Annotated in this window: 18 protein-coding genes; 11 read left to right on the top strand and 7 right to left on the bottom strand. The window is 74.5% G+C overall.

Going from position 1 to position 22367, the window contains the following annotated elements:
- The first annotated feature begins 24 nt into the window (after nucleotides 1–24).
- The 10 genes from pyrE to MQV74_RS22375 all read left to right on the top strand — a co-directional run bounded on the left by pyrE (nucleotide 25) and on the right by MQV74_RS22375 (nucleotide 10211).
- Entirely contained in the window at nucleotides 25–576 is a 552-nt protein-coding gene (pyrE, locus tag MQV74_RS22330; protein ID WP_030682693.1) for an orotate phosphoribosyltransferase, read from the top strand.
- A gap of 144 nt (nucleotides 577–720) precedes the next feature.
- Nucleotides 721–1743, top strand: a complete 1023-nt coding sequence (fbaA, locus tag MQV74_RS22335) for a class II fructose-bisphosphate aldolase (protein WP_242720270.1) — start codon at nucleotides 721–723, stop codon at nucleotides 1741–1743.
- 73 nt (nucleotides 1744–1816) lie between these two features.
- Entirely contained in the window at nucleotides 1817–2983 is a 1167-nt protein-coding gene (locus MQV74_RS22340) for a MalY/PatB family protein (RefSeq protein ID WP_242720272.1), read from the top strand.
- Nucleotides 2984–3065: 82 nt separating this feature from the next.
- Nucleotides 3066–3479, top strand: coding sequence for a DUF3151 domain-containing protein (locus tag MQV74_RS22345; protein ID WP_242720274.1), 414 nt, complete (start codon nucleotides 3066–3068; stop codon nucleotides 3477–3479).
- A 195-nt stretch (nucleotides 3480–3674) separates the two neighbouring features.
- Nucleotides 3675–4529 (top strand): tryptophan 2,3-dioxygenase family protein, encoded by an 855-nt coding sequence (locus MQV74_RS22350; RefSeq protein WP_242720276.1) that lies wholly within the window; start codon nucleotides 3675–3677, stop codon nucleotides 4527–4529.
- On the top strand, nucleotides 4522–5769 hold the full coding sequence (gene kynU / locus MQV74_RS22355) for a kynureninase (protein WP_242720278.1): 1248 nt from the start codon (nucleotides 4522–4524) through the stop codon (nucleotides 5767–5769). The genes MQV74_RS22350 and kynU overlap by 8 nt, the downstream gene beginning before the upstream one ends.
- Nucleotides 5770–5903: 134 nt before the next feature.
- Nucleotides 5904–6809, top strand: coding sequence for an alpha/beta hydrolase (locus tag MQV74_RS22360; RefSeq protein ID WP_242720280.1), 906 nt, complete (start codon nucleotides 5904–5906; stop codon nucleotides 6807–6809).
- 105 nt (nucleotides 6810–6914) lie between these two features.
- Nucleotides 6915–8279, top strand: coding sequence for a sensor histidine kinase (locus tag MQV74_RS22365; RefSeq protein ID WP_242720282.1), 1365 nt, complete (start codon nucleotides 6915–6917; stop codon nucleotides 8277–8279).
- Nucleotides 8276–8959, top strand: coding sequence for a response regulator transcription factor (locus MQV74_RS22370; protein ID WP_308402301.1), 684 nt, complete (start codon nucleotides 8276–8278; stop codon nucleotides 8957–8959). Before MQV74_RS22365 ends, MQV74_RS22370 begins: the two co-directional genes overlap by 4 nt.
- 19 nt (nucleotides 8960–8978) lie before the next feature.
- Nucleotides 8979–10211, top strand: coding sequence for a cytochrome P450 (locus MQV74_RS22375; protein WP_242720284.1), 1233 nt, complete (start codon nucleotides 8979–8981; stop codon nucleotides 10209–10211).
- Here MQV74_RS22375 and MQV74_RS22380 read toward each other — a convergent pair.
- Nucleotides 10208–11059: a diacylglycerol kinase gene (locus tag MQV74_RS22380; protein ID WP_242720286.1), complete on the bottom strand. Its 852-nt coding sequence runs from the start codon at nucleotides 11057–11059 to the stop codon at nucleotides 10208–10210. The genes MQV74_RS22375 and MQV74_RS22380 overlap by 4 nt on opposite strands.
- A 173-nt stretch (nucleotides 11060–11232) precedes the next feature.
- Here MQV74_RS22380 and MQV74_RS22385 point away from each other — a divergent pair, with 173 nt between their 5' ends.
- On the top strand, nucleotides 11233–12516 hold the full coding sequence (locus MQV74_RS22385; RefSeq protein ID WP_242720287.1) for an adenylosuccinate synthase: 1284 nt from the start codon (nucleotides 11233–11235) through the stop codon (nucleotides 12514–12516).
- A 63-nt stretch (nucleotides 12517–12579) separates the two neighbouring features.
- Here MQV74_RS22385 and MQV74_RS22390 read toward each other — a convergent pair whose 3' ends face one another.
- The 6 genes from MQV74_RS22390 to MQV74_RS22415 all read right to left on the bottom strand — a co-directional run bounded on the left by MQV74_RS22390 (nucleotide 12580) and on the right by MQV74_RS22415 (nucleotide 22249).
- The gene (locus MQV74_RS22390; protein WP_242720289.1) at nucleotides 12580–16272 is read right to left on the bottom strand and encodes a WD40 repeat domain-containing protein; all 3693 of its coding nucleotides are present in this window, start codon (nucleotides 16270–16272) and stop codon (nucleotides 12580–12582) included.
- Between the two features lie 222 nt (nucleotides 16273–16494).
- Entirely contained in the window at nucleotides 16495–18390 is a 1896-nt protein-coding gene (locus MQV74_RS22395) for a serine/threonine-protein kinase (protein ID WP_242728995.1), read from the bottom strand.
- A 272-nt stretch (nucleotides 18391–18662) separates the two neighbouring features.
- On the bottom strand, nucleotides 18663–19937 hold the full coding sequence (locus tag MQV74_RS22400) for an MFS transporter (protein ID WP_242720291.1): 1275 nt from the start codon (nucleotides 19935–19937) through the stop codon (nucleotides 18663–18665).
- A gap of 213 nt (nucleotides 19938–20150) precedes the next feature.
- Nucleotides 20151–21041, bottom strand: coding sequence for a hypothetical protein (locus tag MQV74_RS22405; RefSeq protein ID WP_242720292.1), 891 nt, complete (start codon nucleotides 21039–21041; stop codon nucleotides 20151–20153).
- Nucleotides 21042–21194: 153 nt separating this feature from the next.
- Nucleotides 21195–21662, bottom strand: coding sequence for a MarR family winged helix-turn-helix transcriptional regulator (locus MQV74_RS22410; RefSeq protein ID WP_242720294.1), 468 nt, complete (start codon nucleotides 21660–21662; stop codon nucleotides 21195–21197).
- On the bottom strand, nucleotides 21659–22249 hold the full coding sequence (locus tag MQV74_RS22415) for a DJ-1/PfpI family protein (protein WP_242720296.1): 591 nt from the start codon (nucleotides 22247–22249) through the stop codon (nucleotides 21659–21661). Before MQV74_RS22415 ends, MQV74_RS22410 begins: the two co-directional genes overlap by 4 nt.
- Nucleotides 22250–22367 lie beyond the last annotated feature (118 nt).

The following is a 22367-nucleotide window of genomic DNA, read 5'->3' on the forward strand; positions in this document are numbered from 1 at the left end:
GGCCGCGCCCTTAAGCTCGTAGCCATGACGAACGACGTACGCGGTGACCTGCTGCGGCAGATCAAGGACAAGGCCGTCGTGCACGGCAAGGTGACCCTCTCCTCGGGCCTGGAGGCCGACTACTACGTCGACCTGCGCCGCATCACCCTGGACGGGGAGGCCGCCCCGCTCGTCGGACAGGTGCTGCTCGACCTCACGAGCGAGCTGGAGTTCGACGCCGTGGGCGGCCTGACGATGGGGGCCGACCCGGTCGCCGCGTCGATGCTGCACGCGGCCGCCGCGCGCGGCCGCCGCCTGGACGCCTTCGTGGTGCGCAAGGCCGCCAAGGCGCACGGCCTGCAGCGGCGCGTCGAGGGCCCGGACATCAAGGGGCGGCGCGTCCTCGTCGTCGAGGACACCTCCACCACCGGCGGCTCCCCGCTGACCGCCGTGGAGGCCGTGCGCGAGGCCGGGGCCGAGGTCGTGGGCGTGGCCACGATCGTGGACCGGGCCACCGGCGCCGACGTGAAGATCACCGAAGGCGCGGGGGTCCCGTACCTCTTCGCGTACTCGAAGGACGAGCTCGGGCTCGACTGAGCACGTCCCGCAAGTCTGGAAGGATGGGGGCGACGACATCGCCGTCGCCGCCCCCGGGTTCCCCGGCGTCCCAGGGTTCCCTAGACACCCAGGTCAGGGCCAAGCAGCACAGCACCCACCCCGCACATCACAAGGAGCGGACACATGCCCATCGCAACCCCCGAGGTCTACAACGAGATGCTCGACCGGGCGAAGGCAGGCAAGTTCGCCTACCCGGCCATCAACGTGACCTCGTCCCAGACCCTGCACGCCGCCCTGCGTGGCTTCGCGGAGGCGGAGAGCGACGGCATCATCCAGATTTCCACCGGTGGCGCTGAGTTCCTGGGCGGGCAGCACAGCAAGGACATGGTGACGGGCGCGGTGGCCCTCGCCGAGTTCGCGCACATCGTCGCCAAGAAGTACGACGTCACGATCGCGCTGCACACCGACCACTGCCCGAAGGACAAGCTGGACACCTACGTCCGGCCGCTCATCGACGTCTCCGCCGAGCGCGTCGCCCGCGGCGAGAACCCGCTGTTCCAGTCCCACATGTGGGACGGCTCCGCGGAGACCCTCGCCGACAACCTGGCCATCGGCCAGGAGCTGCTTGCCAAGGCCGCCGCCGCGAAGATCATCCTTGAGGTCGAGATCACCCCGACCGGCGGCGAGGAGGACGGCGTCACGCACGAGATCAACGACGAGCTGTACACCACCGTCGACGACGCGCTGCGCACCGCCGAGGCCCTCGGCCTCGGTGAGAAGGGCCGCTACCTGCTCGCCGCGTCCTTCGGCAACGTCCACGGCGTGTACAAGCCGGGCAACGTCGTGCTGCGCCCCGAGCTCCTGAAGGACCTCCAGGAGGGTGTCGCCTCGAAGTACGGCAAGGCGTCCCCCTTCGACTTCGTGTTCCACGGCGGCTCCGGCTCCACGGCACAGGAGATCGCCACGGCCCTGGAGAACGGCGTCGTGAAGATGAACCTCGACACCGACACCCAGTACGCCTTCACGCGTCCCGTCGCGGACCACATGTTCAAGAACTACGACGGCGTCCTGAAGGTCGACGGCGAGGTCGGCTCGAAGAAGACCTACGACCCGCGCACCTGGGGCAAGCTGGCCGAGGCCTCCATGGCCAAGCGCGTGACCGAGGCGTGCGGCGCGCTGCGCTCCACGGGCACGAAGCTCAAGTAGTCCACCGCTCGACGGGCCCGGCACTCCTCGTGGGTGCCGGGCCCGTCGGCGTACCCGGAGGGAACGACCGACCGTGGCGTACGACTTCGACACTCCTGTGGACCGGCGCGGCACCTGGTGCGTCCAGTGGGACGGCATCCGCGACCGGTTCCCGGTGCCCGACCTGCTGCCCTTCACCATCTCCGACATGGACTTCCGCAGCGCGCCCGAGGTCCTCGACGCCCTCCAACAGCGCGTCGCGCACGGCGTGTTCGGCTACACCGACTGGCGCAACGACGACTTCCGCGGCGCGGTGCACGACTGGTTCAAGAGCCGCTACGACACGGACGTCGACCCCGCGTCCCTCGTGTACGCCCCGTCCGTGCTCAACCAGATATCCCAGCTCCTGCGCATGTGGACGGAGCCGGGCGAGGGCGTCGTCGTGCACACGCCGACGTACGACGGCTTCCGCAAGGCGGTGACCGGGCTCGGACGCGAACTGCGGGGCGTGCCCCTGGAGGACCCCGGGTTCGCCGCCCTCGACGCCGAGCTGGCGCGCCCCGACAGCCGCGTCCTCATCCTGTGTTCCCCGCACAACCCCACCGGCCGGGTGTGGACCGAGGCCGAGCTGCGCGCGGTGGCCGGCCTGTGCGAGCGGCACGGCGTCGCCGTCATCAGCGACGAGATCCACGCCGACCTCACCCACGAGGGACACGTCCACCGGCCCTGGACCCGCTACGGCCGGGGCCGCTGGGCCCTCGTCACCTCCGCGACGAAGGCCTTCAACTTCCCCGCGCTGAGCGGGAGTTACGGGCTCATCGGCGACCCCGGCGACCACGCCGCCTTCGTCCGCCGCATGGACACCGGCGAGGGCCTCGCCTCGCCCGCGGTCCTCTCGCTGACCGCGCACATCGCCGCGTACCGTGAGGGCGCCGCCTGGCTGGACGCCGTGCGCGCCTACACCCACGCCAACCTGCGCCTGGTGGCCACCACCCTGAACGCGGCCTTCCCCGCCCTTCACTGGCGGCCGCCGCACGCGGGCTATCTGGCCTGGATCGACCTCCGCCCCGTCCTGGGCGAGACCTCCGACGACGCCCTCCAGCACCACCTCGTGCACGAGGAGCGGGTCGCGGTGATGCCGGGCACCACCTACGGCGCCCCGGGCTTCGTGCGCCTCAACGTGGGGTGCCCGCGGAGCAAGGCGCGGGCGGGCGCCGAGGCCCTGGTCCGGGCGGTGCGCGCGGTGGCCGCCGCGCGCTAGGGCGGCGGGGCCCCGGTGCCCCGGGGCGGGGAAGGGGCCCGGGGCGCACCCGTGCGGGGGGTCATGGAGCAGACTGGAGCCCATGGCCATTCACGAGAACCTGCTCGGGGGACCGCCCCCGACCCATCTGCCCGACGACCCGGAGCCCCGGGAGCTGCTCGCGGGCGGTACGGCGGCCGCCGATGTCGCCGCCAAGTACCCGACGTCCTCCCTCGCCTGGGCGCGCCTCGCGGACGAGGCGTTCGAGGCGGGCCGCGTCGTCGAGTCGTACGCGTACGCCCGTACCGGATACCACCGGGGTCTGGACGCCCTGCGCAGGGCCGGCTGGAAGGGCCACGGCCCGGTGCCGTGGGAGCACGAGCCGAACCGCGGCTTCCTGCGGGCGCTGCACGGCCTGGCCCGCGCGGCGCAGTCGATCGGCGAGCAGGAGGAGTACGAGCGCTGCTCGACGTTCCTGCGGGACTCCTCGGCGACGGCCGCGGACACCCTGGGCTAGCCCCTCGCGTCGCGGACCTGCCTGGGCCACCCGGTGTGACCAGGCAGGTCTTGCCGTTTCCCGGGATGTTGCGGAGGATGCGGGTGGGGACCGGGGCCCCCGTGCCGCTACGGCAGGGGCGGACCGCTACCCGGATCACGCATCTAGGAGACAGCGATGTCCCACGAGGCGAGCACGGCAGGCGAGACTCTCGAGATGAACGAGATACAGCAGACGTCCGGCGAAACGCCCACCGAGAGCCCCGACAGCCCCAACCTCGACTTCGCCGGCAGCACCCCTTACGAGGACTACGTGAAGGCGGACGTCCTCACCCACCTCCAGCACCTGCGCTCCGACGACCCGGGCGAGATGGTCTTCCTGGTCACGACCCAGGTGATGGAGCTGTGGTTCACGGTCATCGTGCACGAGTGGGAGACCGCGTCGCGCGCCCTGCGCGACGACGACGTGCCGACCGCGGTGGCCGCCCTGAAGCGTTCCGTGCGCGAGCTGGAGGCCCTGAACGCCTCCTGGAAGCCGCTCGGCCAGCTCACCCCCGGCCAGTTCAACTCCTACCGGGGCTCGCTCGGCGAGGGCTCGGGCTTCCAGTCGGCGATGTACCGGCGCATGGAGTTCCTGCTCGGCGAGAAGTCCGCGTCCATGCTGGTCCCGCACCGGGGCACCCCGCGCGTGTACGCGGAGCTGGAGAAGGCCCTCCAGGAGCCCAGCCTGTACGACGAGGTGCTCCGGCTGCTCGCGCACCGCGGGTACGACGTCCCCGCCGAGGTCCTCGACCGCGACGTGGCGGCCAGGTACGAGCCGTCGCCCCGCGTCGAGGCCGTGTGGACCGAGCTCTACTCCGGTGACGACAACGCCGACCTGGCCCGCCTCGGCGAGGCCCTGACCGACGTCGCCGAGCTGGTGTGGCGCTGGCGCAACGACCACCTGGTGGCCACCCGCAGGTCCATGGGCTCCAAGACCGGCACCGGCGGCTCCGCGGGCGTGGCCTGGCTGGAGAAGCGCGCCACGAAGAACGTGTTCCCCGAGCTGTGGACGGCGCGCAGCCATGTCTGAGCCGAGGGAAGCAGACCTGCGCGCGCGGGCCGCCGCCCTCGACGCCGCCGACCGGCTCGCCGCCAAGCGCAAGGAGTTCGTCCTCGACGACACGGTGTACCTGGACGGCAACTCCCTGGGCGCGCTGCCCGCGCACGTGGCGGACCGCGTCGCCGACGTCGTCACGCGCGAGTGGGGCAGCCTGCGCATCCGCTCCTGGGAGGAGAGCGGCTGGTGGACCGCGCCCGAGCGGATCGGGGAGCGGATCGCCCCGCTCATCGGCGCGGCCCCGGGCCAGGTGGTCGTCTCCGACTCGACGAGCGTGAACGTCTTCAAGGCGGTCGTCGCCGCCGTGCGCCTGGCCCAGGCCGACGACGCCGCGCGCGACGAGGTCGTCGTCGACGCCACCACCTTCCCGACGGACGGGTACGTCGCCGAGTCCGCCGCCCGCCTCACCGGCTGCCGCGTGGTCCCGGCCGCCCCGGCCGACGTGCCCGGCCTGCTCGGCCCGCGCACGGCCGCGGTGCTGCTCAACCACGCCGACTACCAGTCGGGCCGCCTGCACGACCTGGCGGGGCTCACGGCGGCCGTGCGCGCGGCGGGCGCCCGCGTGGTGTGGGACCTGTGCCACACGGCGGGCGCGCTGCCCGTCGCTCTCGACGAGCACGGCGTGGACCTCGCGGTCGGCTGCACGTACAAGTACCTGAACGGCGGCCCGGGTTCGCCCTCGTACCTCTACGTACGCCGTGACCTGCAGTCCCGCTTCGACTCGCCGCTGCCGGGGTGGAACTCGCACACCGACCCCTTCGGCATGCGGCCCGGCTACGAACCCGCCGAAGGCGTGGTGCGCGGCCGCGTCGGCACGCCGGACATCCTGTCGCTGCTCGCCCTGGAGGCGGCCCTCGACGTCTGGGACGGCGTCTCGCTCGACGACGTGCGGGCCAAGTCCCTGGCGCTCACGGACTTCTTCCTGGAGTGCGTCGAGGCGTACGTGCCCGAGGGGCGGGCCGAGTCCGTCACCCCGGCCGCGCACGCGGAGCGCGGCAGCCAGATCGCGCTGCGCTGCCCGGACGCGCGGGAGGTCATGCCGAAGCTCGTCGCGGCAGGCGTGGTCGGCGACTTCCGCGCACCGGACGTGCTGCGCTTCGGCTTCACCCCGCTGTACGTGTCGTTCGCGGACGCGGAGCGGGCCGCGCGGGTCCTCGGGGGCATCCTCGGAGGCGACGGGGAGCCGGGCCCCGGGGGCGGCCGGGACACCTGATAGCGTCCGGCGAATCCGGATCATGGCCCGACGGGGCGGATGGTCCCGACTGTCGTACGAACGCCCGCCGGGTGCCGGTCAGTTGTCACCGGCGCCCGGCGGTTCCGCACTCCGCCGAGCCGGGAGGCCACCGCATGCCGGACGACGCCGCCGTGGCGCGTGACGCCGCCGAGGAGCAGTCCGCCTTCTCGCACCCCGAGGTGCGGCCGGACGCCACCGCCGCCTACGGTCCGCACGCGGACCAGATCGTGGACTTCTACGCGCCGCGCGGCGGCGGCGAGGGCCCGGCCCCGCTCGTCGTCGTCCTGCACGGCGGGGCGTGGCGGGCCCCCTACGACCGGATGCACATCACGCCGTTCGCGGACTTCCTGGCCCGGCGCGGCTTCGCCGTGGCCAACGTCGAGTACCGCAGGGGCGGCGTCGCCGGGCCGATCCCCGCGCAGGGCGGCGCCGCCGGGCCGGTGGCCGGGCGCTGGCCGGAGACCTTCGACGACGTGGCCGCCGCCCTCGACGCGCTGCCCGCGCTCGCCCGCACGGCGCTGCCCGTCGCCGACCCCCGCCGGACCGTGGTGGTCGGCCACTCGGCGGGCGGCCACCTCGCCCTGTGGGCCGCGGCCCGGCACGTCCTGCCGGAGGGCTCGCCGTGGCGCACGGCGAGGCCCGCGCCGCTGCGGGGCGTCGTCGCGCTCGCGCCCATCGCTGACTTCCGCGTGGCGGACGAGCTCGGCGTCTGCTCCGGCGCCGTGCGCCAGCTCCTGGACGCCGAGGGCACGGCGGCCGAGGCCCGCTTCGCCGAGCGCCTGGCCCACGCCGACCCCGCCGCGCTCCTGCCCACCGGCATCGCCACGACCGTCGTCCAGGGCCGCACCGACATCGTCGTCCCCCAGGCGGTCGCCGAGTCCTACGCCGACGCCGCCGCGAAGGCGGGCGAGGTGGTCGGTCTGACCCTCTTGGAGGACGTCGGCCACTTCCCCCTGATCGACCCGGCGGCGGACGCGTGCGCGGTGGTCGCGGAGGAGATCGCCCAGCTCGCGTTCTGAGCCGAGGGGGCCGCGCGGCCCGCCGCGTAGTACTTGCGACGGACCCCCGGGAACCCGTCCCAGAGGGGACGCCCGGGAGGTCAGGGCCCCCGTACCGTTCTGGACGTGACCGAGAAGACGCGCAGCCCAGAGTTCCACCTCGCGCAGAACGCCCTCCAGGGCCTGCGCGGCGACCTGTTCCAGGACGTGTTCGCGTACCGGCCGCTGCAACCGCTGCGGCGGGGTGCCGCGGGGCGGCCGGGACGGGTGGGGCAGGCCGAGGTGTGGCTGCCGCACGGCGTGGTGACGGCCCTCGCGCTCCTCACCCTGTTCGCCGCCTACGCGGGCGGCTTCGGCGGCTGGGACGCGAGCGGGGAGTTCGCCTGGGCGCTGACCGGGTTCCTGCCCGCGGGGGCGGTACTGCTCACGCTGGTGCGGCCGGTGCTCGCCTGGTGGTGCTCGCTGGGGATGACCCCGCTGATGATGGTCCTGAGCGGCGGCGGCTGGGCCCCGTGGCCGCCCGGCTCGATCCTCGGGCACACGGCGGTGATGGCGGTGGTCGCGGCGCGGACCAGGCCGCGCACGGCGGCGTGGATGTGGGCCCTGACCGCCCTGTACTCGATGTTCGTCGACGCGACCGTCGCCTGGAACTCGGACTCCCTGGAGATGCTGACGTTCAGCGGCGTCGTCATCGCCATCGTGACGCTGGTGTCGGCGAACCGGGACGCCCGCCGCGAGGTCGTCGCCGAGCGCACCGTGACCGCCGTCGAGCGGGACCGCCGCACGCTCCTGGAGGAGCGCACGAACATCGCCCGCGAGCTGCACGACGTCGTGGCCCACCACATGTCGGTCGTCGCCATCCAGGCGGAGGCGGCCCCGTACCGGGTGGAGAACCCGCCGCCGGAGCTGGCGCAGGCCTTCGCGACGATCCGCGAGAACGCGGTGGTCGCCCTGACCGAGCTGCGCCGCGTGCTCGGCGTCGTACGGGCGGAGGACTACGAGGCGCCCGACGCCCCGCAGCCGACGCTCGCCGATCTGGACCGCCTCATCGACAACGTCCGGGAGACCGGCCTGACTGTGGAGAAGGCCGTGACCGGGGGCGTGCGCGAGCTGCCGCAGGGCGTCGAGCTGTCCGCGTACCGGATCGTGCAGGAGGCGCTCAGCAACAGCCTGCGGCACGCGCCGGGGGCGACGGCCCGGGTGGAGATCGGATACGTGCTCGGCGGGCTCGGCCTGCGGATCGTGAACGGGCCCGCGACCGGGCTCGTCAAGCCGCCCGCCCGTCACCCGGCCACCGACCCTCAACGAGGGCTTCGCCCGCCCCTTGCGATGGGCGCCGGGCACGGGATCACCGGCATGCGGGAGCGCGTCGGGATGCTGGACGGGGAGATGACGGCCGGGCCGACGGCCGACGGCGGGTACGAGGTCACGGTGTTCCTGCCCGTCCCGGTGGCGGTGGCGCCGGGCGCGGCCGAGGGGGAGGCGGCGTGACCGGCGGGACCATCCGCGTACTGATCGCGGACGACCAGATGATGGTCCGCGAGGGCTTCTCCGTGCTGCTCAACGCGATGCCCGGCATCGAGGTCGTCGGCGAGGCCGTCAACGGCCGCGAGGCCGTCCAGCGGGTGCGCGAACTCGCCCCCGACGTGGTGCTCATGGACATCCGCATGCCCGAGCTGAACGGCATCGACGCCACGCGCGAGATCGTCGCCGCCGACGGCACCGCCACCAAGGTCCTCGTCCTGACCACCTTCGACCTCGACGAGTACGTGTACCAGGCGCTTCGCGCGGGCGCGTCGGGCTTCCTGCTGAAGGACGCGTCGGCGCGGCAGCTCGCGGACGGCGTCCGGGTCGTCGCCGCCGGTGAGGCGCTGCTCGCGCCGAGCGTGACGCGCCGCCTCATCACCGAGTTCTCCCGGCTCGCGGACCGGCCGCGGCCCGCGGGGACCGCGCAGGCGCAGGACCGGTACGGGGAGCTGACCGAGCGCGAGACGGAGGTGCTCGTGCTCATCGCGCAGGGGCTCTCCAACCTGGAGATCGCCGCGCGGCTCGTCGTCGCCGAGTCCACCATCAAGACCCACGTCAGCCGGATCCTGGTGAAGCTGGGCCTGCGGGACCGCACGCAGGCCGCGGTGTTCGCCTACGAGGCGAGGCTGGTCACGCCCGGGTGACCGCGGCTAGCGTCCGTGCATGGCCGAACCCGCAGACGCCGCCGAGGTGTTCGCGCCCTCGTCGGGCGCCTTCCTCGACGATCCCTACCCCGCCTACGCCCGGCTGCGCGCGCGGGGGCCGGTGCACTACTACGGGCCGAGCGACCAGTATCTGATCCCGCGCCACGCGGACGTCGCCGCGCTGCTGCGCGACCGGCGGCTCGGCCGCACCTATCTGCACCGGTTCGGGCACGAGGAGTTCGGGCGCGCGGCGCCCCCGGCCGCGCACGAGCCGTTCCACGTCCTCAACGACCACGGAATGCTCGACCTGGAGGCGCCCGCGCACACCCGCGTCCGGCGCCTGGTCGCGAAGGCGTTCACGCCCCGGACGGTGGAGCGCCTGCGCCCCTACGTCGAGGACCTCGCGGACGACCTGGTGCGCGGCCTCGTCGCGGACGGCGGCGGCGACCTGCTCGCGCGGGTCGCGGAGCCGTTGCCCGTCGCGGTGATCGCCGAGATGCTCGGCATCCCGGAGGGCGACCGGGAGCCGCTGCGCCCCTGGTCGGCGGACATCTGCGGGATGTACGAGCTCAACCCGGGCGAGGAGACCGCCGCCCGGGCCGTGCGCGCGTCCCTGGAGTTCTCCGCGTATCTGCGGGAGCTGATCGCGAAGCGGCGGGCGCGGCCCGGCGACGACCTGCTCACCGACCTCATCGCCGCCCACGAGGAGGGCGACCGGCTCAGCGAGCAGGAGCTGGTCTCCACCTGCGTGCTGCTCCTGAACGCCGGGCACGAGGCCACCGTCAACGCCACTGTGAACGGCTGGTACGCGCTGTTCCGCCACCCCGGACAGCTCGCCGCCCTGCGCGCGGAGCCGGAGCGGCTGCTCCCCACGGCCGTGGAGGAGCTGCTGCGCCACGACACCCCGCTCCAGCTCTTCGAACGGTGGGTGCTCGACGACATCGAGGTCGGCGGCACACCGATCCCCCGGGGCAGCGAGGTGGCGCTGCTCTTCGGCTCGGCCAACCGGGACCCGGCCGCCTTCCGCGACCCCGACGCGCTCGACCTCGCCCGCCCCCGCGAGGCGAACCCGCACATCTCCTTCAGCGCGGGCATCCACTACTGCGTCGGGGCGCCCCTGGCGCGCGTCGAGCTCGCCGCGTCGCTGCGGGCCCTGCTGCGCCGCGCGCCGCACCTGCGCCTGGCCGCCGAGCCGCGGCGCAAGCCGAACTTCGTGATCCGGGGCCTTGAGGAGCTGCTCGTGGAGGTCTAGCGGGGCGGGTCCGCGGGCAGGGTGAGGCCCCAGGCCTGGGGGCGGGCGGTCCAGGTGCGGGTGCGGACGGGTCCGGCCGTCGTCCCGTCCGCGCGGTAGCGGAAGTCGGGGCCCGACACCGTCACGGAGCGGGCCCGCGCCCCCACGGGAGCCATCCCGGCCCCGACGGACGACGGCCGCACCTCCACCCGGGCGAGGCCCCCGCCGCCCGGTGCCACGGACACGCCCTCGACGGGCTGGTCGAGGTCGACGAGGGTCACCCCGTCGGCCTCCACCCGCAGCCGCGAGGGCCCGCTCCGGCCCGTCGCGGGCCGGGAGCCGAGGGTGCGGACGAGGGACTGGCAGGTCCGCAGCCAGGGGTGGCCGTGCCGCTCGGCGCCGGGCTCCTCGGCGAGGCCCGCGCCCGGGGACGGGATCCGCACGTCCCCGAGGACGACCTCGTCGCGGTCGTCGACGAGCAGGTCGAGCCGCCGGGGCACCCCGTCGAGCACGGTGCGCGCCGCGGCGACCGCCCCCGCGGGCACGCCGAGGGCGCGGGCGAGCCGCACCCCGGTGGCGCCGCCCGCGACGGGCACGACCGCCAGATCGGTCGCGCCGAGCGCCCGCTCCCGGTGCAGGACGGCGACGGCCCGCCGCAGGGCCGCGTCGTCGCCGACCACGACCGGGCGCCGCGTCCCCCGTCTGGCCAGGGCACGGGCGAATTCCTCGGGACCTTCGGGCAGACAGAGCTTGAGCGCCGCGCCCGCGCCAAGCACGTCCTTGGCGATGCGTACGGACTCGCCGTCCGTGCGCCGGGCGACCGGGTCGATGATCACGATGAGGTCATCGCGCTGGCCGCGAGCCGACACGTGCGCCCTTTCTTTAGTCCTCGGGTAGCATCTTTGTGCAAGAGCCCCTTGCGCTATTGCGCCAGGGGCTTCGTCTATTCCGGGGCGACCAAGGCACACCCACACCGGTGGCGACGGCATCGAGCCGTGGCCCCTGACCTTGGACATGCCCCGCCCGGAAGGGGTGTACGCCTGTGCCCGCACTCGTGCTGCTCGGTGCTCAGTGGGGTGACGAAGGCAAGGGAAAGGCCACCGACCTGCTCGGTGGATCCGTGGACTATGTAGTGCGCTACCAGGGCGGCAACAACGCCGGCCACACGGTCGTCGTAGGCGACCAGAAGTACGCGCTGCACCTCCTCCCTTCCGGAATCCTCTCGCCGGACTGCGTACCGGTCATCGGTAACGGCGTCGTCGTCGACCCGTCGGTCCTGCTCTCCGAGCTGAGCGGTCTGAACGAGCGCGGCGTCGACACGTCGAAGCTGCTGATCAGCGGAAACGCGCACATCATCACGCCGTACAACGTGACGGTGGACAAGGTCGGCGAGCGCTTCCTCGGCAAGCGGAAGATCGGCACGACGGGGCGCGGCATCGGCCCGACCTACGCCGACAAGATCAACCGCACCGGCATCCGCGTCCAGGACCTCTACGACGAGTCGATCCTGAAGCAGAAGGTCGAAGCGGCCCTGGAGCAGAAGAACCAGCTGCTCACCAAGGTGTTCAACCGCCGCGCCATCGAGGCGGAGCAGATCGTCGAGCAGCTCCTGGAGCACGGCGAGAACATCAAGGGCTACGTGGCCGACACCACGCTGATCCTCAACAACGCGCTCGACGACGACAAGGTCGTCCTGTTCGAGGGCGGCCAGGGCACGCTCCTGGACGTGGACCACGGCACGTACCCCTTCGTCACCTCGTCGAACCCGACCGCGGGCGGTGCCTGCACGGGCACCGGCGTCGGCCCGACGAAGATCAGCCGCGTCATCGGCATCCTGAAGGCGTACACCACGCGCGTCGGCGCGGGCCCGTTCCCGACGGAGCTGTTCGACGCGGACGGCGAGGCGCTGCGCACCATCGGCGGCGAGCGCGGTGTCACCACCGGCCGTGACCGCCGCTGCGGCTGGTTCGACGCCCCGATCGCCCGCTACGCGACCCGCGTGAACGGCCTGACGGACTTCTTCCTCACCAAGCTCGACGTCCTCACCGGCTGGGAGCAGATCCCGGTCTGCGTCGCGTACGAGATCGACGGCAAGCGCGTCGAGGAGCTCCCGTACAACCAGACGGACTTCCACCACGCGAAGCCGATCTACGAGACGCTGCCGGGCTGGTCCGAGGACATCACCAAGGCCAAGACCTTCGCCGACCTGCCGAAGAACGCGCAGGCCTACGTGAAGGCCCTGGAGGAGATGTCCGGCGCCCCGATCTCCGCGATCGGCGTGGGCCCGGGCCGCGACGAGACGATCGAGATCAACTCGTTCATCTAGTCCGTCCCGTTCGTCGCGTGTACGAGCGCCCGGCGGCCACGGCCGCCGGGCGCTCGCGCGCGTTCAGCAGGTGCGCCCGTGCTCATGGTCCGGCAGGTGGCTCGCGCGCTCCTGCCGGGTCAGGTCGCGGCCGACCGCGCGGCAGATCCGCCGGATCGCCCCGGACGGCGTGGGCAGGTCGGTCCGCCACAGCCGGGTCGTCGCGTCCTCGCCGCCGGTGGCCAGGGTGCGCCCGTCGGGGCTGAACGCCACCGTGCGCACGGACCCGGCGTGCCCGCGCAGGCGGGCCCGCAGACGCCCGGTGGCCGTGTCCCACAGCCGGACCGTGCCGTCGGCTCCGCCGCCCGCCAGGGTGCGCCCGTCCCCGCTGAAGGCCACCGTGAGGACCTGCCCGGTGCGGTCGGTGAGGGCGGCCAGGGTCCGGCCGGTGTGCGCGTCCCACAGCCGGACCGTGCCGTCGTCGCTGCCCGCGGCGACCGTGCGCCCGTCGGGGCTGACGGCGACCGCGCCGACCGCGTCGGCGGGCCCGGTCAGGGTGGTGCGCGGCGTGCCCCCGGCGGCGTCCCACAGCCGTACCGAACCGTCGGCGCTGCCGGTGGCCAGGGTGTGCCCGTCCCGGCTGAAGGCGAGCGCCAGGACCGCCCCCGGGTGGTCGAGCACGGTCCGGGTCCGGCCCGCCGTCCCGCCCCACAGCCGGACCGTCCGCTGGCCGGTGACGACGGCCAGGGTCCGGCCGTCCGGGCCGATGGCCGCCGCCACGACGGCCTCGGCGCTGTCGACGGACGTGCTGCGCGGCCTGCCGGTGGCCAGGTCCCAGCGCCGCACCCGCTGGGTGTCGTTGACCGTCGTCAGGGTGTGCTCGTCGCGGCTGAACGAGACCGCGAGGACGGGCCCGGTGCGGTCGGTGAGGGTGGCGCGCGTCCGGCCGGTGGCGGTGTTCCACAGCCGTACACCGCCGTCCTCGCCGCCGGTCAGCAGGGTGCGTCCGTCGGGGCCGTAGGCCACGAGGGAGACCGGGGCGCCCTGGCCGGTGAGCGTGGTGTGCGGGGTGCGCGGGGCCGTGTTCCACAGCCGTACCGTCCGGTCGTAGCCGCTGGAGGCCAGGGTGTGCCCGTCCGGGCCGAAGGCGATCCCGGAGACGGGCGCGGTGTGGCCGGTGAGGACGGTCCGGGCGCGGCCGGTGGCCGTGTTCCACAGGCGTACGGTCCGGTCGGCGCCGCTGGAGGCCAGGGTGTGCCCGTCGGGGCTGAAGGCGACGGCGGAGACCTCGCCCGTGTGCCCGCGCAGGACGGCCCGCGTCCGGCGCGCCGCCACGTCCCACAGGCGTACGGTCCGGTCGTAGCCGGTGGAGGCCAGGGTGCGGCCGTCGCGGCTGAAGGCCACGGCGGAGACCTCGCCCTTGTGGCCCCGCAGGGTGGCGCGCCGCTCGCCGGTGGCCGTGTCCCACAGGCGTACGGTCCGGTCGGCGCCGCTGGAGGCCAGCAGGTGCCCGGCGCGGCCGAAGGCCACTCCGGAGATCTCGCCCTTGTGGCCCCTGAGGGTGGCCCGGGTCCTGCCCGTCGCCGCGTCCGAGAGGCGTACGGTGCCGTCGTCGCTGCCGGTCGCGAGGGTGCGGCCGTCGGGGCTGAAGGCGAGCGTGAAGACCGCGTCGGTGTGCCGGGGGAGGGCCCGGCGCACCGTGCCGGAGGCGACGTCCCACAGCCGGACCCGGGAGTCGCCGCTCGCGGCCAAGGTGCGTCCGTCGGGGCTGAACGCCACGGAGTAGACGTCACCGGCGTCGCTGCCGAGGTCGGCCCGCAGCCTGCCGGTGGCCGGGTCCCACAGCCGGACGGTGCCGTCGTAGCCGCTGGTGGCGACGGTGCGCCCGCTGGGGCTCACCGCGACGGACAGGACGGGCCCGTCGGCGGCGGTGAAGCGGCGCCGCAGCGGCAGCTCGGCGGCGGCGTAGAGGCTGCCCGCGGCCTCCGGCGTGGCGGCCGTGCGGTGGGCCCGCACCGCGAGCAGCGAGGCCAGGTCGGGGTCGCTGCCGAGCAGGGCCGCCGACTGCGCGGCGAGCTGCCGGGACTGGGCCACGCGCTGCGCGGCCCGCGCCCGGTCGCGCTCGCGGTCGCTGTCCCGGCTCTGCTGCCAGGCGATCAGGCTCGCGGCGAGCACGAGGGCGAGGAGGACCGACAGGGCCGTGGTGAACCGGCGCAGGCGGCGCGTCACCCGGGCCGCGGCGCGCTGCTCCTGGTCGCGGGCGGCGGTGCCGGCGACCAGGAAGTCCCGCTCCAGGGCGGTGAGCTCGGGGTGGGCGCCGGCGCCGGGGAAGTGTTCCTCGGCGGTGGCGAGGCGGGTGCCCCGGTACAGGGCGCCGGTGTCGCGGCCGAGTTCCGCCCAGGCCTCGGCGGCCTCGGTGAGGCGGCGGTGGCAGCGCAGCCGCTCGCGGTCCTCCTCGATCCAGCCGCGCAGCCGGGGCCAGCCGGTGATGACGGCCTCGTGGGTCAGATCGGCGGTGTCGTGGTCGAGCGTGACCAGGCGGGCGCGGGCGAGCCGGTCCAGGACGCGGGCGGCCGGGGCGGCGGCGTCCGCCGCGCCCCCGTCGTCGAGTTCGGCCCGGCGCACCGGCCGCCGGGTGTCCGGCACGCCGTCCCCCGGTGTGATCAGCCGGAGCAGGATGCGGCGCGCCACGTCCCGCTGTCCGGCGGGCAGCTGCGTGTACAGGTCCTCGGCGGTGCGGGCGAGCGCCCCCGCGACCCGGCCGGACGCCTCGTACGCGGCCATCGTCAGGGTGCGGCCCCGGCGCCGCCGCCAGGTCTCCAGGAGCGCGTGGGAGGTCAGGGGCAGACAGCCCGGCTCGTCCAGGGTCTCCTCGATGAGCCGGGCGGTGAGGGCGCGCTCCACGATGAGGCCGTGTGCGGCGGCCGGGCGGACGATGGCCTCGCGCAGTTCGGCGGGGCTCATCGGGACCACCGGCAGACTGGCCTCGCGGACGGCGTCGGCGAGCTCGCGGTGCTGCAGACAGCGGCCGTAGAAATCGGCGCGCACGCCGAGCACCACCCGCAGGCGCAGCGCCGGGGCGCGGGCGGACACCAGGCGGGCGATGAACTCCTCCCGCTCGTCCGGGTCGTGGCAGAGCGTGAAGACCTCCTCGAACTGGTCGACCACCAGCCAGGTGTCGCCCTCGCCCGGGGCCGGGGCGAAGAGCCGCTCGTGGGTGCGCAGGGGCCGCGGGCCCGGAGTGAGGACGCGGATGGCGGCGGGCCGGGGCGCCGGGGGCGCGGGCTGCCGCAGCCGGGGGATGAGCCCGGCGCGCAGCAGCGAGGACTTGCCGCTGCCGGAGGGGCCGAAGACGGTGGTGACGCGGTGCTCGCGGGCCAGGCCGACGAGTTCGCCGGTGAGCCGGTCGCGGCCGAAGAAGTGGTCCTGGTCGCCGGTGTCGAAGCGCGCGAGCCCCCGGTAGGGCGGTTCGCCGTCCTCCGCCGCGTCGCGGGGCCGGAGCGCGGCCTCCTCGACGCGGGCCTCGCGCCAGCGCCGCTCCCACAGGGCGAGGTCGCCGCCGCAGGCCTTCACGTAGGCGAGGGCGACCGGCAGGGAGGGCAGTCTCTCGCCCGCGACGGCGTAGGCGAGCGTGGTGGCGGAGTACGCGGAGTCGGCGGCCATCGCCCGGTACGTGGGCGTGCCCGCCTCCCGGCGCAGCGTGCGCAACGCGTGCGCGAACCGCTCCACCGGCCCCGCCGCCGGGTCGATCGGTTTCTCGCGACGTCCCACGAGCATCCCCCCGCGTGCCCCGTACGTGCGTGACGGGCACCCACCCAACTCCGCCGCCCGCCCTCGCGGAAGCCGCGAGCGAGCCAAAACCGGGGCTCCGGGTTTTGTCCCGGGTTTTTGTCCCGGAGCACGGGGAGGGGGTGCGGGACAACGCCGCCGCGGGTTGGAATCGCCGTGGGGTGGAGCCGCCGCCCGGCCTACGGGGGGACGGGCGGCGGTCATGCCGGGTCAGCCCTTGGAGTACGTGAGCGCCTTGCCGCCGTCGGTGTTGACCCGGTGCAGTTCGCCGCTCGGCAGGATGCTGACGACGCTGGGGGCGCCCGGTTCGCAGGTGCGGGGCGGGCCCACGGTGACCTCGGTCCCGGAGATCTGGAGCTCGCTGTCGGACGCGGACGTCAGGGTGCCCTGGAACACGCAGTGGTAGGTGCCGCCGCCCTTGAGCGGGCCGTCGGCGGTCAGGGACAGGACGGTGTCGCCGACCTCGCCCTGCTGGATGGTCAGCCGGCGGGTGCTGGTCCCGGCCTCGCCGGACACGGTGCCGTTCCAGGTGCCGAGGTACTTGTCCGGCACGGTGCCCTCGTCGGCGGACGCGGAGTCGGAGGGCGTCGGTGAGGCGGGTCCCGCGGAGTCGGACGGGGTGCCCGGCGTCCTGGGCGCGGAGCTCTCGCGGTTCTTGCTCCCGCCGTGCGCCTTCGGGTCGCCGTCGCCCTTCATCACCGCGTACACGGTGCCGCCCGCGCCGAGGGCCACTATCAGGGCCACGGCGACGAGCAGGGCGGTCGACCGGGCGCTGCGGCGCGGCGGGTCGAGCGGCGGCGGGCCGTACGGGGGCGTGCCGGTGCCCGTGCCGTACGGCCCCTGCGGATGCGGGTAGCCGTAGACGGCCGGTCCCGCCGGGCCCGCGGGCTGGTGGGGGTAGGCGTAAGCGGGGGTGTGGCCCGGCGGGGGCGTGGCGGCGGGCGCGGCGGGCGTGGGGGCGGGCGTGGGCGGCGCTCCGCTGACCATGGTCGGCAGCCGGTCGACGGAGCCCTGGCCGGGCACGCCGGGCGGGGGCGGGGTGTCGGGCTGTGCGGGGGTGCCCGGCGGGGTGGCGGGCGGTGCCGCGGGGAGGGGCGGGGGCGGGGTGCCCTCCGCTTCCGGCGAGGCCCCGGCGGCTCCGGCTCCGGCTCCGGCGGCGGCCGCGGCCCCGTCCGGAGGCTCCGCCTCGGGGTCCTCGACCTCAAGGAGCTGCACCGCGTGCCGCCCCAGTTGGGCGACCAGGGCCCCCGGCAGCCACGGCTCCCGGGACTTCCCCTCGAAGACCGTGTCCTCGGCCCCCGTCCGGTCGAGCACGTCGTCGAGGGAGGGCCGGTCGCCCGGCGCCTTGGCCAGGCAGTGCTCGATGAGCTCGCGCAGCGACTCCGGCACCGGCTCCAGGTCCGGTTCCTCCTGCGCGATGCGGAACATCAGCGCGTGCACACCGCTGTTGGCCGTGCCGAAGGGCAGCCGGCCCGTCGCGGCGTACGCGAGGACGGATCCCAGGCAGAAGACGTCCGCGGCCTCGGTGACGCGGTCGCCGCGCACCTGTTCGGGTGCCATGAACCCCGGAGATCCGACGAGCGCCCCGGTGCGGGTGAGGCCGCCGTCGGTGACCGTCTCCAGGGCCCTGGCTATCCCGAAGTCGATGACGCGCGGGCCGTCGATGGTCACCAGGACGTTGGACGGCTTGAGGTCGCGGTGGATGAGCCCGGCCGCGTGGATGTCCTTCAGGGCGTTGGCGAGCCCGGCGGCGAGGATCTTCACGGACCGCTCGGGCAGCGGGCCGTGGTCGTGCGAGACGACGGCCTGCAGCGAGGGCCCGGCGACGTACCCGGTGGCGACCCACGGGATCGCGGCCTCCGTGTCGGCGTCGAGCACCGGCGCCGTCCACGCGCCGCCGACGCGCCGCGCGGCCTGCACCTCCTGCCGGAAGCGGCTGCGGAACTCCTCCTGCGCGGCGAGCTCCTCGCGCACCAGCTTGACGGCGACCGTGCGGTTCCGTCCGGAACGCGCCAGGTACACCTGCCCCATGCCGCCCGCGCCGAGCCGCGCGAGCAGGCGGTAGGCGCCTATCCGCTGCGGTTCCCCCGGGCCCAGTTTCTCCATGGCCATCGCGGCGCCGTCCTCCCCCAGATTCCAGCCACTTTCCGGCGGCCACTGCGCGTGTCCGCCGTACGACAGAGCGAGAAGTCTACGGACCGTCCACCCCGTCCAGCAGGGACTTCTCCGGTTCGTCCAGCCCACATCATGGGCGCCTTCTCCGCAGCCGTCGACGGAATCTGTGACCCATCCGTGAGACGGCGCGCGGTCGCGCCGCGCCCGGCCCCGCGAGGGGGACCGGGCGCGGCGCGGCGCGCGAGAGCACTGTACGCGGGGCCTCACGCGGCCTTGGACAGGGCGGACCGGTCCGTGCCGGGCGCGCGCAGGGCGGGTGCCACGGGCGTGGTGACGGCTCCGGGGCCGTCGTGGCGCGGCCAGAGGAGGAGGGCGCCGGCCGCTCCCGCCCCGGCGAGGACGGCGAGGACGGACCAGGCGGGGGTGGTGCCCGCGGCCGTGCCGAGCCATCCCGCGACGGGGTAGGTGATCAGCCAGGCCAGGTGCGAGAGGGAGAACTGGGCGGCGAACGCCTCGGGGACCGCGTTCCGCGCGACGGAGGCGCGCAGGACCTTGCCGGTCGGGGTGATGACCAGGGCCATGCCGATGCCGATCGCGGTCCAGATGACCGCCGTACCGGTCCAGGTGGCGAGGCCGAGCGCGCTGAGGGTCACGGCGGCGGCCGTGGCGCCGACGAGGACTCCGGCGCCGGTCGTCATGACGGTGCGGGCGGCGATCCGGTCGAGGACGCGCGGCAGCGCGAGGGCGGCCACGAGGGTTCCGGTGCCGGAGGCGGCGAGCATCCAGGCGACGTCGGACTGCGAGCCGCCCAGTTCGTCGCGGACGTGGTTGACGGTGTTGACGACGACGATCGAACCGGCCGCCGCGACCACGAGGTTGAGGGCCATCAGGCCGCGCAGCCGCGGTGTCCTGAAGAAGGTCCTGATCCCTGACGCGGCCTTGTCCCACGCCTTGGTGTGGGCGCTGGGACGGGCGTCGGGGACGCGCGTCGCGAGGACGAGCAGGGCGGAGACGAGGAATCCGGCGGAGGTGCCGAGGAACAGCCGGTCGAAGCTGATGAGCGTCAGGGCGAGCGCGGCGAGGACGGGGCTGAGCAGGCTCTCCATGGTGGAGGCGACCTGGGAGGCGGACAGGGCGCGCGTGTAGGCGGACTCGTCGGTGACGATGTCGGGGATGACGGCCTGGAAGGTCGGGGTGAACGCCGCGGAGGCGGCCTGGAGGAGGCCGATCAGGACGTAGACGTGCCAGACCTCGGTGACCAGCGGCAGGGCCAGGACCACCGCGCCGCGGACCACGTCGAGGAGGACCAGGAGCCGTCTCCTGGGGAGCCGGTCGATGTACGCGGCGGCCAGCGGGGCGATGACGACGTACATGACCATCTTGATGGTCAGGGCGGTGCCGAGGACCAGACCGGCGCGCGGGCCCGCGAGGTCGTAGGCGAGCAGCCCGAGGGCCACGGTGGTGAGTCCGGTGCCGAACAGGGCGATGACCTGGGCGCCGAACAGGCGGCGGTAGTCGCGGATGGCGAACAGACGCATGGCGGGTTCCTTCCGTGTCCATGCGGCGGGGCCCGGACCCGGGGTGGCGGCCGTGCCCCGCGGAGACAGACGGGGGTGTCTTCCCTACGCACCGGTGTCGCTCCCCGGTGTGAGGCCGGCGAGGAGGTCGCGCGAGGCGCCGACCGCCGTGTCGGGCGTGAGGGGGGTCAGGCGGGGCATGACGCTCCCTTCCTGCGCGGTGCGTTCACGCGCTCAGTGGTGGGCGTGGTGGCCGTGCGGCTGGCCGGTGCGGGCGGCGCTCTCGGCGGTCCGCACCGTGAACTCGGCGGTCCTGACGACGCCTTCGTGCTGGAAGTCCAGGTACAGGCGGTAGGTCCCGGCCGAGGGCGCGGCGGCCATGAAGGCGATCTCGGGCCCCGGCGCGGTGCTGCCGTCGCCGGGCGCGCCCTCCGGGTGGACGTGGAGGTAGCCCAGGTCGCCGACCCGCAGCGCCACCAGGTGCCCGTACGCGGCCAGGTAGGGCTGGAGGTCGGTGACGGGGTGGCCGTCCCGGCTGACGGTGAGGGTGAGCTGGCTCGTCTCGCCGGGCAGGAGCGTGCCGTCGAGCGTGACGGTGTACGCGCCGATCCGCGCGACCCCGGTGGCCTCGGGGAGCGGTCGCGGGTCGTAGGGGCCGGCGACCGCGACGTCGATCCCCAGCGTCATGGTGCCGTCGTGGCCGACCGGGTGGACGTCGGTGAAGAATCTCCAGTCGCCCGGCTCCAGGGCCAGTTCGACGCTCCAGGTGCCGTGCTCGTCCCGCACCGGGTGCACGTGCTGGAAACCGGCCGTGTCCCGCCGTACGGCTATGAAGTGCAGCTCCTTCTCGTGCTCGGCCACGTACTCGGTCACGGCCCGCCCGTCGGGCCCGACCACCCGGAAGCTGACCGGCTGCACACCGGCGCCGAGGACCGTCGCGTCGAGTTCGAGGGTGTACCCGTCCTGCGAGACCGCGAGCCCGCCGGGCTGGGCGCCGCCGTGACCGCCGTGGTTGCCGTGACCGCCATGTCCGCCGTGGGCGGCATGAGCCGCCTGGTCGCCGTGAGCGCCGTGAGCGCCGTGAGCGGTGTGGCTGGTGTGGTCGTGGCCGGTGTGGTTCCTCATGACATCTCCCATGGTCGTGGTGCGCCTTCCGGCGTCGCCCCTTCAGGACTACGATCATGACCATATACCCCCGGGGGGTATATGGCGAGGCCTCGAAGGGGGAAATTCCACGAGGGGTGTCGGAGGGGGTGCCGCAGAGGGCTCAGGGAGAGTTCAGCGAGGCGGCTCCAGTGCGGTCAGGGCGGCCGAGAGCCGCTCCAGGGCCAGGGCGGTCTGCTCGAACTGCTCGGCGCCGAGCGCGTCCCTGAGCCGGGCGGCGAGGTCCGCGTGGCCCGGGTCGATCCTCGCGACGGCCGCGCGCCCCTCGTCGGTGGGGCGAAGGAGCTTGGCGCGGCGGTGCGCGGGGTTCGGCTCGTACGCGGCGAGGCCGTCGCGCACGAGCAGGTCGGCGACGCGCTGCACGCTCTGCCGGGTGATGCCCATGGCGCGGGCGATGCCCGCCACCGGCAGGGGCTCGCGCAGGACGGCGCCGAGCACCTGCCACCAGGCGGCGGTGAGCCCGGCGGGCCTGGCCAGTTCCTCGGAGACCGCGAGGAACTGGCCGTTGAGCCGGAAGACGCCGAGCGCGGTGCGGCTGAGCAGGTCCTGGGCGGCGCGCTCGGCGCCGGTCGCGGAGCTCATGAGTTCAGCGTCTCGTACGCGGCCGGGTCCGAGTCGTGGAACAGCCGGTACCAGGCGTCGAGCCGCTCGCCCTCGAAGGCGCCCATGCGCTTGAGCACTTCGCGTGCGAACGCGACGGGCTCGGTGGGCCCCGCCGTGATCAGGTCGCCGTCGGTGACGGCGTCGGACTCGACGTACCGGTCCGCGCCCTTGTACCCGGTCGCGTCCAGGTACATCGGTACGGCGCTGGTGTGGGCGCGCTCGTCGAGCAGCCCCTCGCGGGCGAGCCCCGCCGTGGCCCCGCAGATCGCGGCGACCGGCACACCCGCGTCGAGGAAGGCCCTGGCCGTGCGGGCGAACGGCGCGAGGCCGTCCCCGCTGTCCCACAGGTCGGCCCCGGGCAGGATGAGCAGCTCGCTGTCCTCGGGGCGCAGCGCGTCGAGCGTGAGATCGGGCTCGACGCGGACGCCGCCGATGCTGGTGACGGGGTCCGCGGTCACGGCGACCGTGCGGACGGTGTGGCCGGTGCGGGCGAGGAACGCCGTGGCGTACCCGGTCTCCCAGTCGGCGAGCGTGTCGTAGACGGCGAGGTGAACGGCCTTGCTCATGGTGACCTCCAGTGCCGGACTCCCGGACCCGGGCCCGTGCCCGAGTGGGTATGTAAGCATGCTGTCATTACGACAACATGCTGTCAATGGACTGGCGGAAGGCGGGTCCCGGGCCGAC

Origin of the sequence: Streptomyces sp. AN091965 (assembly GCF_022698285.1) — a bacterium.
In the GTDB taxonomy this organism is placed as follows: domain Bacteria; phylum Actinomycetota; class Actinomycetes; order Streptomycetales; family Streptomycetaceae; genus Streptomyces.

What these genes read in the sequence shown, in the direction of transcription:
- pyrE (WP_030682693.1), top strand. Translation starts at nt 25, where the DNA reads ATGACGAACGACGTACGCGGTGACCTGCTGCGGCAGATCAAGGACAAG.
- fbaA (WP_242720270.1), top strand. Translation starts at nt 721, where the DNA reads ATGCCCATCGCAACCCCCGAGGTCTACAACGAGATGCTCGACCGGGCG.
- MQV74_RS22345 (WP_242720274.1), top strand. Translation starts at nt 3,066, where the DNA reads ATGGCCATTCACGAGAACCTGCTCGGGGGACCGCCCCCGACCCATCTG.
- MQV74_RS22350 (WP_242720276.1), top strand. Translation starts at nt 3,675, where the DNA reads ATGAACGAGATACAGCAGACGTCCGGCGAAACGCCCACCGAGAGCCCC.
- kynU (WP_242720278.1), top strand. Translation starts at nt 4,522, where the DNA reads ATGTCTGAGCCGAGGGAAGCAGACCTGCGCGCGCGGGCCGCCGCCCTC.
- MQV74_RS22360 (WP_242720280.1), top strand. Translation starts at nt 5,904, where the DNA reads ATGCCGGACGACGCCGCCGTGGCGCGTGACGCCGCCGAGGAGCAGTCC.
- MQV74_RS22375 (WP_242720284.1), top strand. Translation starts at nt 8,979, where the DNA reads ATGGCCGAACCCGCAGACGCCGCCGAGGTGTTCGCGCCCTCGTCGGGC.
- MQV74_RS22390 (WP_242720289.1), bottom strand. Translation starts at nt 16,272, where the DNA reads ATGCTCGTGGGACGTCGCGAGAAACCGATCGACCCGGCGGCGGGGCCG.
- MQV74_RS22395 (WP_242728995.1), bottom strand. Translation starts at nt 18,390, where the DNA reads ATGGAGAAACTGGGCCCGGGGGAACCGCAGCGGATAGGCGCCTACCGC.
- MQV74_RS22400 (WP_242720291.1), bottom strand. Translation starts at nt 19,937, where the DNA reads ATGCGTCTGTTCGCCATCCGCGACTACCGCCGCCTGTTCGGCGCCCAG.
- MQV74_RS22405 (WP_242720292.1), bottom strand. Translation starts at nt 21,041, where the DNA reads ATGAGGAACCACACCGGCCACGACCACACCAGCCACACCGCTCACGGC.
- MQV74_RS22410 (WP_242720294.1), bottom strand. Translation starts at nt 21,662, where the DNA reads ATGAGCTCCGCGACCGGCGCCGAGCGCGCCGCCCAGGACCTGCTCAGC.
- MQV74_RS22415 (WP_242720296.1), bottom strand. Translation starts at nt 22,249, where the DNA reads ATGAGCAAGGCCGTTCACCTCGCCGTCTACGACACGCTCGCCGACTGG.